This is a genomic window from Achromobacter sp. D7-1, from assembly GCF_059760445.1.
Genome location: NZ_JCBAMT010000071.1, coordinates 20,779 through 35,971, shown reverse-complemented (window position 1 = coordinate 35,971; position 15,193 = coordinate 20,779). Strand labels below are relative to the sequence as shown.

Here is a 15,193-nt window from a genome sequence, read left to right as displayed (position 1 = left end):
GGGCCGCGAAGAGAGATGAAAAACGCCGCCGGACTGGAAAGTCCGGCGGCGTTTTGCTTGTGGCGAGGAGAGCCTGGCGGCTATCCTGGAAAGGTGTCAGTTGGCTGCGCGGGCGGACGCCATCAGGCTGTTGTCCAGGCGGCGCGCGCCGTTGTAGCGCTTGGACCAATAGGCCATGGTCATGTTTTCGACGCGGACCACGCCGCCGGCGCTGGGCGAGTGCACGAAGCGGTCATCGCCCAGGTAGATGCCCACGTGCGAATAGCGGCGGCCCAGCGTGTTGAAGAAGACCAGGTCGCCGGCCTTGAGTTCGTTCTTGGCGACCGAGACGCCTTGTTGCGCCATTTCGGCGGCGTTGCGGGGCAGCTTCAGGCCCAGCGAACGTTCGGCCGTGTAGGTGACCAGGCCGCTGCAATCGAATCCGGTATCGGGGGAATTGCCGCCGAAGCGGTAGCGGATGCCCAGGTGGTTCAGGGCTTCGCTGACCAAGGCGTTGTCGCTGTTGACGCCCGAATGGGTCTTCTGGCGTTCACGCTTGAATTTCTGGCTTACCAGCACGCCGATGGGATCATCGGTGGTGGCTACCCATTCCGTTTCGTAGGGATCGATCTCGGACGTATGGGCGGTTGACTTTTGATTTGTAGCGGCACAACCTGCCAGACCCACCACGCATGCAACCAACGCCAGCAAACGCAGACCGCGAGTTGCCTGGCCGGAGGAAGGATTCAGTCTCGCGTGGTTGGAGTGTCGATGCATGCGCCTGGGGGTGACTTGCAGATAACGGCAAAAAACACGGAATTCGCCGTGAATGTGGCCGAGATGTCAGCAAAATCAACATTGTTCTACAACTTCGCGGGGATTCTACCAAACTTTTAAGACCAGTTCGTTACGAAACCGGCGTTAATGTCCATGCAGCGTGGACATTTGGCAGAACATTTTGACTTGCGGCAAGCCTCGTGCAAGGTTTGCCTACCAGAATGACCGAATGATGCGAGAAGAAATCAATCAGCCTTAAGGCGTAAGAAAGATAACAGGAGACATAAATGCAAAAAACCCGGGATTTCCATTACCGCTCGATCCATGACCGCGACGTGTTCTGGCGGGAAGAGGCCAGCCGCATCCACTGGGAGACGCCTTTCGAGTCCGTGCTGGACTTTTCCCGGCCGCCCTTCGCCAAATGGTTCACGGGCGGGCGCACCAATCTCTGCTACAACGCCGTCGACCGCTGGCTGCCGACCCAGGCCGACGCGCCGGCCCTGATCTGGGTGTCCACCGAGGTGGAGCGCGAGCGCGTCTACACCCGCCAGGAAATGTACGAAGAGGTCAACGCCGCGGCCGCCATGCTCAAGGAACTTGGGGTGGGGCGTGGCGACCGGGTGCTGCTTTACATGCCCATGGTGCCGGAAGCCGTGTTCACCATGTTGGCGTGCGCGCGGATCGGCGCAGTGCACTCGGTGGTGTTCGGCGGCTTCGCCTCGGTCAACCTGGCCCAGCGCATCGACGATGCGGCCCCCAAGGTGGTGGTTTGCACCGACGGCGGTTCGCGCGGCGGCAAGGTCGTGCCCTATAAACCTCTGCTGGACCGCGCCTTGGCGCTGGCCAAGACGCCACCGGCCTCGGTGGTGGTGTTCGACCGCGGCCTGGCGCCGTTCGAACCCGTGGCGGGGCGCGACCTGGACTACGCGACCCTGCGCCAGCGCCATCTGGGCGCGCGGGTGCCGGTGGAGTGGCTGGAGTCGTCCGAGCCCAGCTACATCCTCTATACCTCCGGCACCACGGGCAAGCCCAAGGGCGTGCAGCGCGATACCGGCGGCTATGCCGTGGCGCTGGCCTCCTCCATGGAATACCTGTTTGACGGCCGCGCCGGCGAAACCTTCTTCTGCACCAGCGACATCGGCTGGGTGGTGGGCCACTCCTACATCATCTACGGCCCGCTGATCGGCGGACAGGCGACGGTGCTGTATGAAGGCACGCCGGTGCGCCCCGACGGCGCCATCCTGTGGAAGCTGGTGGAGCAGTTCGGCGTCAACACCCTGTTTTCGGCGCCGACCGCGGTGCGGGTGCTCAAGCGCCAGGACCCGGAGCTGCTCAAGCGCCACGACCTGTCCTCGCTGCGCGCGGTCTACCTGGCGGGCGAGCCGCTGGACGAACCCACGGCGCAATGGATCTCTGGCGGCCTAGGCAAGCCCATCATCGACAATTACTGGCAGACGGAATCGGGCTGGCCCATCCTGTCGGCCCAGCCGGGCGTGGAAAAAGTGCCGACCCGTTTCGGCAGCCCGTCGTTCCCGGTGTACGGCTTCGATGCGCGCATCGTCAGCGAGTCCACCGGCGAAGACCTGGGCCCCGACCAGAAGGGCGTGGTGGCCATCGTGCCGCCGCTGCCGCCGGGCGCCATGTCCACCATCTGGGGCGACGACGAGCGTTTCGTGCAGACCTATTTCACCTCCATTCCCGGCCGCCAGGTGTATTCCACCTTTGACTGGGGGCTGGTGGATGCCGATGGCTATTGGTTCATCCTGGGCCGCACCGACGATGTGATCAACGTGGCGGGCCATCGGCTGGGCACGCGCGAGATCGAGGAATCCGTCAACAGCCACAACGCGATCGCCGAATGCGCGGTGGTGGGCGTGGCGGACTCGCTCAAGGGGCAGGTGGCGATGGCGTTCGCGGTGCTCAAGAATCCCGCCGGCGCCGAAACCGAGGAAGGGGCAAAGCGCCTGGAAGGCGATATCATGCGGCTGGTGGAAGATCAGCTGGGAGCTGTGGCGAGGCCCGCCAGGATCCGGTTCGTGGGCGCGCTGCCCAAGACCCGTTCCGGCAAGGTCCTGCGCCGCGCGATCGTCGCGGTATGCGAAGGACGCGATCCCGGCGACCTGACCACCATAGAAGATCCATCCGCCCTGGAACAAATAAAGGAGTCGCTGCAATGAATACCAAGCCCGTGCTGAGCGCCGAAGACGTCAAGAAGATTTTGGCTGCGGCCGAAGCACACGCCCTGCAGAACAAGTGGGCGGTCGCCATCGCCGTCGTTGACGACGGCGGGCACCTGATGGGCATGTTGCGCCTGGACGGCGTTGCGCCGATTTCCTCCCACATTGCGCCGGCCAAGGCCAAGACGGCAGCCATGGGCTGCCGCGAATCGCGCATCTACGAAGAAATCATCAACAACGGGCGCTATTCGTTCCTGTCGGCGCCGCACCTCGAGGGCATGTTGGAAGGCGGCGTGCCGATCGTGGCCAATGGCCATGTGGTGGGTGCGGTCGGTGTGTCGGGCGTGAAATCGACCGAAGACGCGCTGATCGCGCAAGCTGGCATCGCCGCACTGGGCCTATGAGCCACGGCGAGCCGTCGGAAGCGCCGGTCGGCGCTTCCGCGCAGAACGCTGGAGCAGGGGGCGACGGCCCCCTGAATCCCGGCGTGGCCAAACGCGAGGTCTGGGCCTGGGCCATGTACGACTTCGCCAATTCCGGCTACACCACCGTGATCCTCACGGCGGTGTTCAGCACATATTTCGTCGGTGTGGTCGGCGGGCGCGCGCCCTGGGCCACGCTGGCCTGGACCGCGACGCTGTCGCTGTCCTATCTGCTCATCATGCTGACCATGCCCACCCTGGGCGCCCGCGCCGATGCGCGCGCCAGCAAGCGCCGCCTGCTTTTCACGAGCACGGTGGGCTGCGTGGCCGCCACGCTGGTGCTGACGCAGGCCGGGCCTGGCGACGTCTGGCTGGCGCTGGCCGCCATCGTCATTTCCAACTACTGCTACTGCGTCGGCGAATCGGTGGTCGCGGCCTTCCTGCCGGAACTCGCCCGGCCCTCGGCGCTGGGACGCGTCTCGGGCTGGGGCTGGAGCTTCGGCTATTGCGGCGGCATGCTCACGCTGGGCCTGTCGCTGGTCGTGGTGACCTTGGCCGAGGCGCGCGGCGAAACCGCCGAGCATTTCGTGCCTTGGGTCATCGTCGTCACCTGCACGGTGTTCGCGCTGGCGGCACTGCCGTCGTTCTTTCTGCTGCGCGAACGCGCCAAGCCGCAGGCCGGCAAGCAGGAAGCCCTGCACATGCTCAAGCGCCTGGCCTATGCCTGGCGCGAAACCGGCCAGCACTTTCCGGAATTCCGCCGCCTGCTGATGTGCATCGCCTGCTATCAGGCGGGGATCTCGGTGGTGATCACGCTGGCTGCGGTCTATGCCTCGGAGGTCATGGGCTTCACCACGCCGCAGATCATGCTGCTGGTGTTCACCGTGAACATCGGCGCGGCGGCCGGCGCGTTCTCTTTCGGCTACGTGCAGGACCGCATCGGCCACAAGCCGGCGCTGGCCGTGACGCTGTGCGGCTGGATCGTGATGGTGCTGGTGGCCTACGCCGCGGTGACGGCGCCCGTGTTCTGGGTGGCCGCCACGCTGGCGGGGCTGTGCATGGGCACCACGCAGAGCGCGGGCCGCGCCATGACCGGCGCGCTCGCTCCCGCCGGCCGGCTGGCCGAGTTCTACTCGCTGTGGACCTTCGCGGTGCAGTTGGCCGCCGTGATCGGTCCGCTCACCTACGGCCTGGTGACCTGGGCCACGCATGGCAATCACCGCCTCGCGATCCTGGTGACCGGCCTGTTCTTCGTGGGCGGCCTCATCCTTTTGTCGCGCGTGGACGTGAAGCGCGGGCTGGCGCGGCGCGCGGCTTGAGGCGCGCGGTACGCGCAGGCCGCAGCGGCTGCTATCCTTATGGACTGTCCGGTGACGTCGCTACGATTGGCGGCGGCACGCCTTGATTGCCCGGCGCCGGCCTTGCCTCGCGGGCTCCGGCCCGCATTTTGCGTAAGGTGCCCGTAAGAGCGTGGCGATACGGTTGCGGTTGGGTAATGAACAAGCGGCACAAACAACAGAATTACCGATTGGAGACAAAGATCATGTCGAACGCTATTGAGTCCGTACTGGTGGAAACCCGGGTGTTCCCGCCGCCCGAGCGCGCCGCGCAAGGCGCCGCGATCCCCAGCATGGAGGCCTACAACGCGCTGTGCGCGCAGGTCGAGAACGATTTCGACGGATTCTGGGCCGGGCAGGCGCGCGACAATCTGCAATGGACCAAGCCGTTCACGCAGGTGCTGGACGAATCGGACGCGCCGTTCTACCGCTGGTTCGGCGACGGCGAACTGAACGTGTCGGCCAACTGTCTGGACGTGCACCTGACCAACGGCAACGCCGACAAGACCGCCATCATCTTTGAAACCGACGACGGCAAGGTCGACAAGGTCAGCTACCGCGAACTGCTGGCGCGCGTCTGCCGCTTCGCCAACGGCCTGGCGGCGCTGGGCTACAAGAAGGGCGACCGCGCCATCATCTACATGCCCATGTCGATCGAAGCCGTGGTGGCCATGCAGGCCTGCGCGCGCCTGGGCGTGACGCACTCGGTGGTGTTCGGCGGCTTCTCGGCCAAGAGCCTGCAGGAGCGCATCATGGACGTGGGCGCGTCGCTGGTCATCACCGCCGACGAACAGGTGCGCGGCGGCAAGACCATCCCGCTCAAGCCCGCCGTGGAAGAAGCCTTCACCATGGGCGGCTGCGAGGCCGTGACCAAGGTCATCGTCTACCGCCGCACCGGCGGCAAGGTGCAATGGAACGAAGGCCGCGACCTCTGGATGCACGACGTCGAGGCCGGCCAGCCCGACACCTGCGAGCCCGTGCCGGTCAACGCCGAGCACCCGCTCTTCATCCTCTACACCTCCGGCTCCACCGGCAAGCCCAAGGGCGTGCAGCATTCCTCGGCGGGCTACCTGCTGTGGGCGCTGCTGACGGTGAAGTGGACCTTCGACGCCCGCAAGGACGACGTCTACTGGTGCACGGCCGACGTGGGCTGGGTCACCGGCCACACCTACATCACCTACGGCCCGCTGGCGGCCGGCCTGACGCAGGTCGTGTTCGAAGGCGTGCCGACCTATCCCAACGCAGGCCGCTTCTGGGACATGATCGCGCGCCACAAGGTCACCACCTTCTACACGGCGCCCACCGCGATCCGCTCGCTGATCAAGGCCGCCGAGGCCGCGCCCGAAGCGCATCCGCAGAACTACGACCTGGACAGCCTGCGCATCATCGGCACGGTGGGCGAACCCATCAATCCCGAAGCCTGGATGTGGTACCACAAGAACATCGGTCGCGAGCGCTGCCCCATCGTGGACACCTGGTGGCAGACCGAGACCGGCGGCCACATGATCACGCCGCTGCCGGGCGCCACGCCCACCAAGCCGGGTTCCTGCACCTTGCCGCTGCCGGGCATCGCCGCCGCCATCGTCGATGAGACGGGTGGCGATGTGGAGCAGGGCAATGGCGGCTTCCTGGTCATCAAGCGCCCCTGGCCCGCCATGATCCGCAACATCTGGGGCGACCCGGAGCGTTTCAAGAAGAGCTACTTCCCGCCCGAATTGCGCGGCTACTACCTGGCTGGCGACGGCGCGCAGCGCGATGCTGACGGCTACTTCTGGATCATGGGCCGTATCGACGACGTGCTGAACGTGTCGGGCCACCGCCTGGGCACGATGGAGGTCGAGTCGGCCCTGGTGGCGCACGAACTGGTGGCGGAAGCCGCCGTGGTGGGCCGTCCCGACGACACCACCGGCGAAGCCGTGGTGGCCTTCGTGGTGCTCAAGCGTTCGCGTCCCGAAGGCGACGAGGCGCAAGCCATCGCCAAGGTGCTGCGCGACTGGGTGGCCAAGGAAATCGGCCCCATCGCCAAGCCCAAGGACATCCGCTTTGGCGACAACCTGCCCAAGACGCGTTCCGGCAAGATCATGCGCCGCCTGTTGCGCGTGGTCGCCAAGGGCGAGGAAATCACGCAGGACGTGTCCACGCTGGAGAACCCGGCCATCCTGGAACAGCTGGCCAAGTCCTTGTGATCGTTCCCGTCCGCATGATGGACGGGAATGGCCTGCCTGTGACCGCCCTGGCGGGTAAGGCAGGCGCATAATGTCATACGCCCGTATCGGAACCGCCGGTACGGGCGTATTTGCTTTTCCGCGTCCAGAATTCATTCCCACGGAGTCGTGCCAGTGAGCCGCAGCAGTTTCGATCGTGCAGGGCTAGCCCTGATGTTCAGCACCATCCTGGTCTGGGCGGGCAGCTGGATCGCGATGAAACTGATCGTCCCGTATATCGGCCCGTTCGACTTCGTGGCGCTGCGCTATGTATCGGGCGGCGTGGTGCTGTTCGCGCTGGCCATCGCGATGCGGCGTCCGCTGGCGATGCCGCCCTGGAAGCTGACCTTGCTGATCGGCCTGACGCAAACGGCCGGATTCCAGGGCTTTGTACAGACGGCGCTGGTATCGGGCGGCGTGGGCAAGGTCTCGCTCATGGCCTACACGATGCCGTTCTGGGTGATCCTGTTCGCGTGGTGGTTCCTGGGCGAACGCCCCACGGCGCGGCATGGTCTGGGCATCGCCATGGCCGCCATCGGGCTGGTCTGTTTCGTCGAACCCTGGAACGGCCTGGGCGATATCCGCCCCGTGTTGTTGGGGCTGGGCAGCGGTTTGTGCTGGGGCGTGGGAACGGTGTTGTCCAAGCGCATGTTCGAGCGGCACGCGCCGGATGTGATGACTTTCACGGCCTGGCAGATGCTGCTGGGCGGACTGGTCATGACGCCTGTCGCCTTTCTGGTGCCGCAGATGCCCGCGATATGGGGCTGGCAGCTTTGGACCGGCATGGCCTACATCGTGCTGATCGCGACGGCCGCGGGCTGGCTGTTGTGGCTGCTGGTGGTGCGCCTGGTGCCGGCTTCGATCGCGGGACTGTCCAGCCTGGGCGTGCCCGTCGTGGCTATGTTGTTCGCCTGGGCGCTGTTGTCCGAACAACCCAGTCTTGCCGAGCTGGGTGGCATGGCGCTGATTCTGGCCGGCATCTGGGTGGTGAGCCGCGCGGCGCCGGCCGTGCGCGCCGACTAATCTTTTTCAGAATTCCTTTTCCATACCAGGATTTTCCATGATCGATCTGCGTAGCGACACCGTCACCCGGCCATCCGCGGCCATGCTGCAAGCCATGGTATCCGCGCCCCTGGGCGATGACGTGATGGGCGACGACCCGACCGTGATCCGTCTGCAGGAGGCGGTTGCCGAACGCACCGGCAAGGCGGCGGGCCTGTTCTTTCCGTCCGGCACGCAAAGCAATCTGGGGGCGCTGATGGCCCACTGCGAGCGCGGCGACGAGTATCTGGTGGGCCAGCTCGCGCACACCTACAAGTATGAAGGGGGCGGCGCGGCCGTGCTGGGCAGCATCCAGCCGCAGCCGATCGAGCACGCGGAGGACGGCTCCCTGCCGCTGGAAAAGCTGGCCGCGGCGCTCAAGCCCGAGGGCGATACGCACTTCGCCCGCACCCGCCTGCTGGCGCTGGAAAACACCTTCCACGGCAAGCTGATCCCCGCCGACTACGTGCAGGCTGCGACCGACTGGGCGCGCCAGCACGGACTGGCCACCCATCTGGACGGCGCCCGCGTGTTCAATGCCGCGGTGGCCAGCGGCAAGCCGGTGGCGGACCTGTGCCAGCCCTTCGATTCGGTGTCCCTCTGCTTTTCGAAAGGCCTGGGCGCGCCGGTGGGTTCGGTGCTGGTGGGCAGCGCCGAGCTGATCGCCCGCGCCCGCCGCTGGCGCAAGATGCTGGGCGGCGGCCTGCGCCAGGCCGGCGTGCTGGCCGCGGCCTGCCTGTATGCGCTGGAGCACAACGTGGAGCGCCTGGCCGATGACCACGAGAACGCCCGCCTGCTGGCGGAGGGGCTGCGCGGCATTCCGGGCGTCAAGGTATTGAGCCAGGACACCAACATGGTGTTCGCTGAATTCGAGCCTGCGCGTTGCGAGGAACTCACGGCCAAACTGGCCGCCGACGGCATCCAGATGCGGGCCGTCTACGGCGGCCCGACGCGCCTGGTCACGCACCTGGACGTGTCCGCCGCGGATGTGCGGCAGGTGGTCCAGGCGGTGGCGCGGCACCTGGCATAGGCAGGGCCGGCGCTCAGGCGTCCGCGCGCAGCACGTCCGACAACACCGAGAACAACTCGTCGATCTGCGCGCGCTCAATGATGAGCGGGGGCGACAACAGCATGGTGTCGCCCGCCGAACGGATCAGGCAGCCGCGCTCCAGGCAGGCTTGGTGCACGGCATAGGCCCGCTGGCCAGGCTTGCCGTCCAAGGGCTCCAACTCGATGGCGGCCAGCAGGCCGATGTTGCGGATGTCCACCACGTGCGGCAGTCCTTTCAGGCTGTGCGCGGCGTCCTCCCAATAGCGCCAGAGTTCGCGGCTGCGCTGAAACAGACCCTCGCGGCGGCAGATGTCCAGGGTCGCCAGGCCGGCGGCGCAGGCCACCGGATGGCCGGAATAGGTATAGCCGTGGGACAGTTCGATGGCGCTGTCCGGTCCTTGCATGAAGGCATCGTAGACATGCTGCTGCACCAGCGTCGCGCCCATGGGGATGGCGCCGTTGGTCAGCCCCTTGGCGCTGGTGATGATGTCGGGCGTGACGCCGAAGTGCGATGAGGCGAAGGCGCCGTCGATACGGCCGAAGGCGCAGATCACTTCGTCGAAGATCAGCAGGATGCCGTGCGCGTCACAGATCTGCCGCAGCTTCTGCAGGTAGCCTTTGGGCGGCACCAGCACGCCGGTCGAGCCCGCCACCGGCTCCACGATGACGGCGGCGATGGTGGACGCGTCATGCAGCGCGACGATGCGCTCCAGCGTATCGGCCAGGTGGGCGCCCCAATCGGGTTGGCCGCGCGTATACGCCATCTGGCTGCGGTCATAGGTATGCGGCAGGTGGTCCACGTAGGGCAGCAGATTGCCGAAGGGCTTGCGGTGGCCGGCGATGCCCGATACCGACAGGCCGCCGAAGCCCACGCCGTGGTACGAGCGCTCGCGTCCGATCAGGCGCACCCGCTGCCCCTGTCCGCGCGCCCGGTGATAGCCCAGCGCGATCTTCAGCGCGGTATCTACCGCTTCGGAGCCGGAGTTCGAGAAAAACACATTGGAGAACCCGGCGGGCGCCTCCTGGCGCAAGGCCTCGGCCAATTCGAAGGCCAGGGGATGGCTCATCTGGAACGAGGGCGCGTAGTCCAGATCATGGGCGGTGCGGGCGATGGCATCGACGATTTCCGGGCGGCGGTGGCCGGCGTTCACGCACCACAGGCCCGCAATACCGTCGAGCACGCGGCGTCCGTCCGGCCGGATGTAGTGCATGCCCTCGGCTGCGCTGAACAGCACCGGCGCGCGCTTGTAGCGCCGATTCGCGGTGAAGGGCATCCAATAGGCTTCGGCGTTGATGGCGGGTGTGGGATGAGGCGCTGACGATGGCATGGGGGTTCCGGCGTGGATGGATTTGGGGTTCCTATTTTGTATTAATAGATTGATAAATACAATACAAGAAGGCCCGAACGCAATCCACAACGCGGATGCCATGCGTACCCGAGATCCGCCAGGGCGTGCTGGCGGATGAATGAAAGCGGAGAGGGGGCTTAGGACACCTGCAGCGAGGTCTTCAAGTGGCGCCGCATGAGCTGGGAAGCCCATTCCTGGTCGCCGGCTTCGAGCGCGTCGATGATCTGCAGGTGTTCGCTGCTGGAATTGATGAAGCGCGCGTCGCGGTAGAACGCGGCATGCTCTTCCAGCCGGCGCAACTGGTTCTGCTGCTGCACCGCCTGCAGGATGTAGCGGTTGCCCGAGAAGCGGGCCAGCATCTCGTGGAACGAGGCGTTGAGATTGAAGAATTCAGTGGCTGAGATGTCGGCGTCGCTGCGCACGGCCAGCGCTTCATGCGCGGCGCGCATGCGCGCCAGCGCTTCGCGGTCCAGGCGGAACGTGGGTTCCAGCAGGCCCGCGCATTCGATGGTCATGCGGAACCGGTAGCTCTCGTTGAGCGCGTCGCGGTTCTCCAACGACGGCGAAAACTGCCAGCCGTGTCCCTTGCGCTTTTCGATCAGGCCGTCCGCCGACAACTGCAGCAGGGTCTTGGTCAGCACGCTGCGCGGCGCCGGATAGCGCTGCTGAAGATCGCGCTCGGTAAAGGTTTCCGGCAGCGCGCGCGAGGCGCGGTCATCGATCAAACGGCGATACAGCTCGTCTTGCGTGGGGCCGGCGCCCGCGATGGCGGGCGGCGCGGCGGCGGCATGGGCCGCCACCGTGTAGCCGCTGTTGGGGCGATGCGTGATGAGGCCCTGCGCGGCCAGCAGCTTGAGCGCGCCGCGCACCGGCGTGCGCGACACCTCGTAGTTCGCCGCCAGCGCTTCCTCCGACAGGTGGTCGCCGGGCGCGAAGCGCCGGGCCACGATGTCTTCCGCGATATGGCGCGCCAGGTCGACTTGCAGCGGAGTGGGGCGGGCAGGGGCGGCGTTGGACATGAGGGCTGGGCGCGAAAGGCGGCGGAGTCGGAATGGTACCGGAGAGCCTCGGGCGTGAACGCCTCAGGCATGGCTCGGTGGAAACCCTTATATTGAACTTTTTGATATATTAGTACAAAATTTGCCCGTCTATGAATCTCGCTCCGGAGTCTTGAGCCGTGACTTTGCCTACCCCTTTCCCCCTGGTCGACGTGCAGGGCAGCCCCTATGAGCGGGGCCGCCAGCACGGCGCCGCCGTCCCCGAACGCGTGGCGCGCAGCGTGGCCCTCTACCGCGGGCAGCTGGAGCGGCGCGGCGTCGCCGCGGATCGCCTGAAGGAGCTGGCCGCCGCCATGGTGCCAGTGGTGGGCGACTATGACGCGGCCTACCTGGAGGAGCTGCGCGGCATCGCCGACGGATCGGGCCAGGCGCTGGAGGACGTGGTGGTCATCAACTGCCGCACCGAAATGATGTTCGGCCATGCCGAGCTGGGCCGCGCCCGCAAGGGCCTGGACGATGGCTGCACCGGCCTGATCGTGCTGCCCGAGGCCGCCGCGGGCGGCAAGCTCATGCATGCCCACAACTGGGATTGGCGCGAGGAATGCGTGGACACCGGCATCGTGCTGCGCATGCGGCGCGAGGACGGCCCCGATCTCTTGATGTTCACCGAGGCGGGCAGCCTGGCGCGCCACGGCTTCAATAGCGCGGGCGTGTCCCTGTCCGGCAACTTCCTGTCCTGCGAGCACGATTACCAGCGTCCCGCCGAAGTGCCGCTGGTGCTGGTGCGGCGCAAGATGCTGGAAGCCACCAACATTTGCAACGCCATGAAGGTGCTGTGGGCGTCGCGGCGCTTCTGCTCCAACAACCTGATGCTGGCGCAGGCGCAGGGCGAAGCGGTCGACCTGGAATGTTCGCCCGACGAGATCTTCTGGATCACGCCCGAGGATGGCCTGCTGGTCCACGCCAACCATTGGATCAGCCCGCCCGCGCGCGCCAAGCTGTTCGACAAAGGCCTGGCCGCCAATCCGGATTCGATCTACCGCCAACGCCGCGTGCAGGACATGCTGGCGCGCGCGGCTGGCGGTATTGACTGGGACACGGTCAAACGCATCCTGGCCGACGACTTCGCCGCACCGGACGGCGTGCTGCGCTCGCCCAAGCCGGCCAGCTTCGACAGCATCTCGGCCACGGTGGCCACCACCTTGATGGAACCGGCCAGCGGCGTGATGTGGATCGCCCGCAAGCCCTACGAAGGACGCAACTTCGCTGAGTACCGGCTCTTCTGAGCCGGCCCCGGACCCGTATGCGGCTAGCGCCGCCCATGGAGTGACCCCCTATGAATTCGCATGGTTCGCGCGTCAAGAACGCGCTGCTGTTGTCCGCCGCGCTGGCCGGCGCCATGGCCGGCACGCCCGCCACGGTGTGGGCGCAGGCTGCCGTTCCCGAAATCCGCTACGCCGAGGGCTCGGGCACGCCGACCACGCTGCCCGGCGGGCGTTCCCGCAACACCTCCACCGACAACGTGCTGGCCCACGTGGTGGAGTCCCTGGTGGCGCTGCGCGCCGACATGAGCGTGGCCCCCATGCTGGCCGACAGCTGGACGCTGTCCGACGACAAGCGCGCCTACACCTTCAAGCTGCGCCAGAGTGTCACCTTCCACGACGGCTCGCCGATGACCTCGGCCGACGTCAAGTGGACCTACGACTATCTCAACGGCGCCCAGTCCGAGTATTCCTGCAAGAACCTCTACGACGGCAGCAAGGGCGCCAAGGTCGTGGCGGTGGAAACGCCCGATCCGGCCACCGTGGTGTTCAAGCTGGAGCAGCCCTACGCTCTGTTCCTGGACCAGATGGCCAGCGTTCAATGCCCGATGCCGGTGCTGAGCGCCAAGAGCGTCGATGCCGAGGGCAAGTGGGCCAAGCCCATAGGCACCGGCCCCTACGTCCTGGCGGAATGGAAGAAGGAGCAGTACCTGCTGTTGACGCCGTACGCGGGCTACAAGCCGCGCGAGGAAGCGCCCAGCGGCATGGCCGGGAAGAAAATCGCGCAGGCCAATCTGCGCTTCGTGGTGATTCCGGACGCCGCGGCGCAAAAGGCGGCCCTGATGGCGGGGCAGGTCGACGCCTACAACGCCGATGAAGACAATCTTCCCGTCAAGGATCCGCGCTGGAACATCGTCACCGAGCAGGGGCTGGATACCGTCAATCTGCTGATGCAGACGCGCGCGCCCTTGCTGTCGGATGTGAACATGCGCCGCGCCATCGCGCTGGCGCTGGATTTTCCCGGCATCGCCCGGGCGCTGAACAACGGCCAGGCCGCCTACAACCCGTCCCTGGTGCCCGCCGCCAGCGCCTACTACTCCGAGGCCGACCGCGCCGGCTACGAGAAGAACCTGAAAGAGGTCAAGCGCCTGCTCGACGCCGCAGGCTATCGTGGCGAACCCTTGAAGCTGCAGGCCAACAAGCGCTATCCCTATCTGTACCGGGTCGCGGTGGTGACGCAGCAGTTGCTGGGCAAGGCCGGCATCAAGGCCGAACTGGACATGCTGGAGTGGGGCACCCAGGTGACCAACTTCCGCGAAGGCAAATTCCAGCTGATGGCATTCGCCTACTCGGCGCGCACCGAGCCCGCGCTGATGTTCCGCGACGTGATCGGCGACAAGTCCAAGACGCCCATGGCCCAGTGGGAAAGCCCCGAAGCCGCGGCCATCCTGGAAGGCATCGAGGCCGAGTCCGATCCCGCCGTGCGCAAGCAGGCGTTCGACAAGCTGCATGCCTTGATGCTGCGCGACACTCCGCTGCTGATGTACTACAACAAGCCGGGCTATGTCGTGGTCTCCAGCAAGCTGCAGGGCTTCACGGGCTGGCCGCTGCGCAAGCCGCGTTTCTTCAACGTGACCAAGAACTGAGGCGCCGTGCTGGGCTATCTACTCAAGCGCATCGCGGCGTCGGTGCCCACGGTGATCGTGGTCACGGTGCTGGTGTTCGCGCTGATACGCGCGATTCCGGGCGATCCGGCCTCGCTGATGCTGGGCGATATCGACAACCCGGCGCTGCTGGCGGAAATGCGCCACGCGCTGGGGCTGGACCGTCCCGTTGGCGAGCAGTTCCTGATCTGGGTGGGCAACGCGCTGCAGGGCGACCTGGGCATGTCCATCGCGCGGCGCGAACCGGTGATGCATCTGGTGCTGACGCATTTTGCGGTGACGGCCCAGGTAGTGCTGACGGCGACGCTGCTGGCCTGCCTGGTGGCGGTGCCCGCCGGCATGGTCGCCGCCTGGCGCCAGAACCGCCGCGCCGATACCGCCATCGTGTCGACTTCGATCCTGTTCGTGTCCATGCCCAGCTTCTGGGTCGGCATCCTGTTGATCTGGCTGTTCGGCGTGAAGCTGAACTGGCTGCCGGTGTATGGCTTCGAATCCATCGCCCAGGGCGGATTGAGCGCGGCGCGTTATCTGGTGCTGCCGGTATGTGCCATCGTGCTGACGGAGATCGCCGCCATCACGCGCATGATGCGCGCCAGCACCATCGAGACGCTGCGGCTGGAATACGTGGCGCATGCGCGCGCCAAGGGCCTGCCGGAAAAGCGCGTCATGCTGCGCCACGTGCTGCCCAATTCATTCGGTCCCACCCTGACGGTGATCGGCTTGATGCTGGGCCATCTGCTGTCGGGCGCCGCGGTGATCGAGACCGTGTTCACGTTGCCGGGCATCGGCCGCCTGCTGGTCGAAAGCATCTATGCGCGGGACTACCCGGTGGTGCAGGGCTGCCTGCTGTTCATCGCGCTGTTGTACGTGGCGGTCAACCTGGTGGTGGATCTGCTGTATCCGCTGTTCGACCCGCGCGTGAAGCTTCAATAG

Annotated in this window: 12 protein-coding genes; 9 read left to right on the top strand and 3 right to left on the bottom strand. The window is 66.2% G+C overall.

Features of this window, described 5'->3' with window-relative positions:
• Nucleotides 1-96 precede the first annotated feature (96 nt).
• Nucleotides 97-756 carry a C40 family peptidase gene (locus tag AC6LKD_RS24795; RefSeq protein WP_013392255.1) on the bottom strand — a complete coding sequence of 220 codons (660 nt, stop codon included), beginning with the start codon at nt 754-756 and terminating at the stop codon, nt 97-99.
• A 287-nt stretch (nt 757-1,043) separates the two neighbouring features.
• On the opposite strand from AC6LKD_RS24795, the gene AC6LKD_RS24790 reads away from it, so the two are divergent.
• The 6 genes from AC6LKD_RS24790 (at nt 1,044) to ltaE (ending at nt 8,967) form a co-directional block, all read left to right on the top strand.
• Nucleotides 1,044-2,933 carry a propionate--CoA ligase gene (locus AC6LKD_RS24790; protein WP_498117754.1) on the top strand — a complete coding sequence of 630 codons (1,890 nt, stop codon included), beginning with the start codon at nt 1,044-1,046 and terminating at the stop codon, nt 2,931-2,933.
• Complete coding sequence (locus AC6LKD_RS24785; protein WP_013392257.1) at nt 2,930-3,337, top strand: GlcG/HbpS family heme-binding protein; 408 nt, start codon at nt 2,930-2,932, stop codon at nt 3,335-3,337. Before AC6LKD_RS24790 ends, AC6LKD_RS24785 begins: the two co-directional genes overlap by 4 nt.
• Nucleotides 3,334-4,674 (top strand): MFS transporter, encoded by a 1,341-nt coding sequence (locus tag AC6LKD_RS24780; RefSeq protein ID WP_498117753.1) that lies wholly within the window; start codon nt 3,334-3,336, stop codon nt 4,672-4,674. The genes AC6LKD_RS24785 and AC6LKD_RS24780 overlap by 4 nt, the downstream gene beginning before the upstream one ends.
• Before the next feature lie 224 nt (nt 4,675-4,898).
• Nucleotides 4,899-6,878, top strand: a complete 1,980-nt coding sequence (acs, locus tag AC6LKD_RS24775; protein WP_013392259.1) for an acetate--CoA ligase — start codon at nt 4,899-4,901, stop codon at nt 6,876-6,878.
• A 153-nt stretch (nt 6,879-7,031) separates the two neighbouring features.
• Nucleotides 7,032-7,919 carry a DMT family transporter gene (locus AC6LKD_RS24770; protein ID WP_498117752.1) on the top strand — a complete coding sequence of 296 codons (888 nt, stop codon included), beginning with the start codon at nt 7,032-7,034 and terminating at the stop codon, nt 7,917-7,919.
• 37 nt (nt 7,920-7,956) lie between these two features.
• Nucleotides 7,957-8,967: a low-specificity L-threonine aldolase gene (gene ltaE, locus AC6LKD_RS24765; RefSeq protein ID WP_498117750.1), complete on the top strand. Its 1,011-nt coding sequence runs from the start codon at nt 7,957-7,959 to the stop codon at nt 8,965-8,967.
• Between the two features lie 13 nt (nt 8,968-8,980).
• Here ltaE and aptA read toward each other — a convergent pair whose 3' ends face one another.
• Together aptA and AC6LKD_RS24755 are read right to left on the bottom strand one after the other, a co-directional pair.
• Nucleotides 8,981-10,315, bottom strand: a complete 1,335-nt coding sequence (gene aptA, locus AC6LKD_RS24760) for an omega-aminotransferase AptA (protein WP_498117748.1) — start codon at nt 10,313-10,315, stop codon at nt 8,981-8,983.
• 158 nt (nt 10,316-10,473) lie between these two features.
• On the bottom strand, nt 10,474-11,355 hold the full coding sequence (locus tag AC6LKD_RS24755; protein ID WP_492274799.1) for a GntR family transcriptional regulator: 882 nt from the start codon (nt 11,353-11,355) through the stop codon (nt 10,474-10,476).
• A gap of 158 nt (nt 11,356-11,513) precedes the next feature.
• Between AC6LKD_RS24755 and AC6LKD_RS24750 the strand changes: the two genes are divergently transcribed.
• From AC6LKD_RS24750 to AC6LKD_RS24740, 3 genes are read left to right on the top strand one after another with little or no spacing between them, the layout of a single operon-like run.
• Nucleotides 11,514-12,620, top strand: coding sequence for a C45 family autoproteolytic acyltransferase/hydrolase (locus AC6LKD_RS24750; RefSeq protein WP_498117747.1), 1,107 nt, complete (start codon nt 11,514-11,516; stop codon nt 12,618-12,620).
• Between the two features lie 50 nt (nt 12,621-12,670).
• Nucleotides 12,671-14,242 (top strand): ABC transporter substrate-binding protein, encoded by a 1,572-nt coding sequence (locus AC6LKD_RS24745; RefSeq protein WP_498117745.1) that lies wholly within the window; start codon nt 12,671-12,673, stop codon nt 14,240-14,242.
• Nucleotides 14,243-14,248: 6 nt separating this feature from the next.
• Nucleotides 14,249-15,193, top strand: a complete 945-nt coding sequence (locus AC6LKD_RS24740; RefSeq protein ID WP_207470190.1) for an ABC transporter permease — start codon at nt 14,249-14,251, stop codon at nt 15,191-15,193.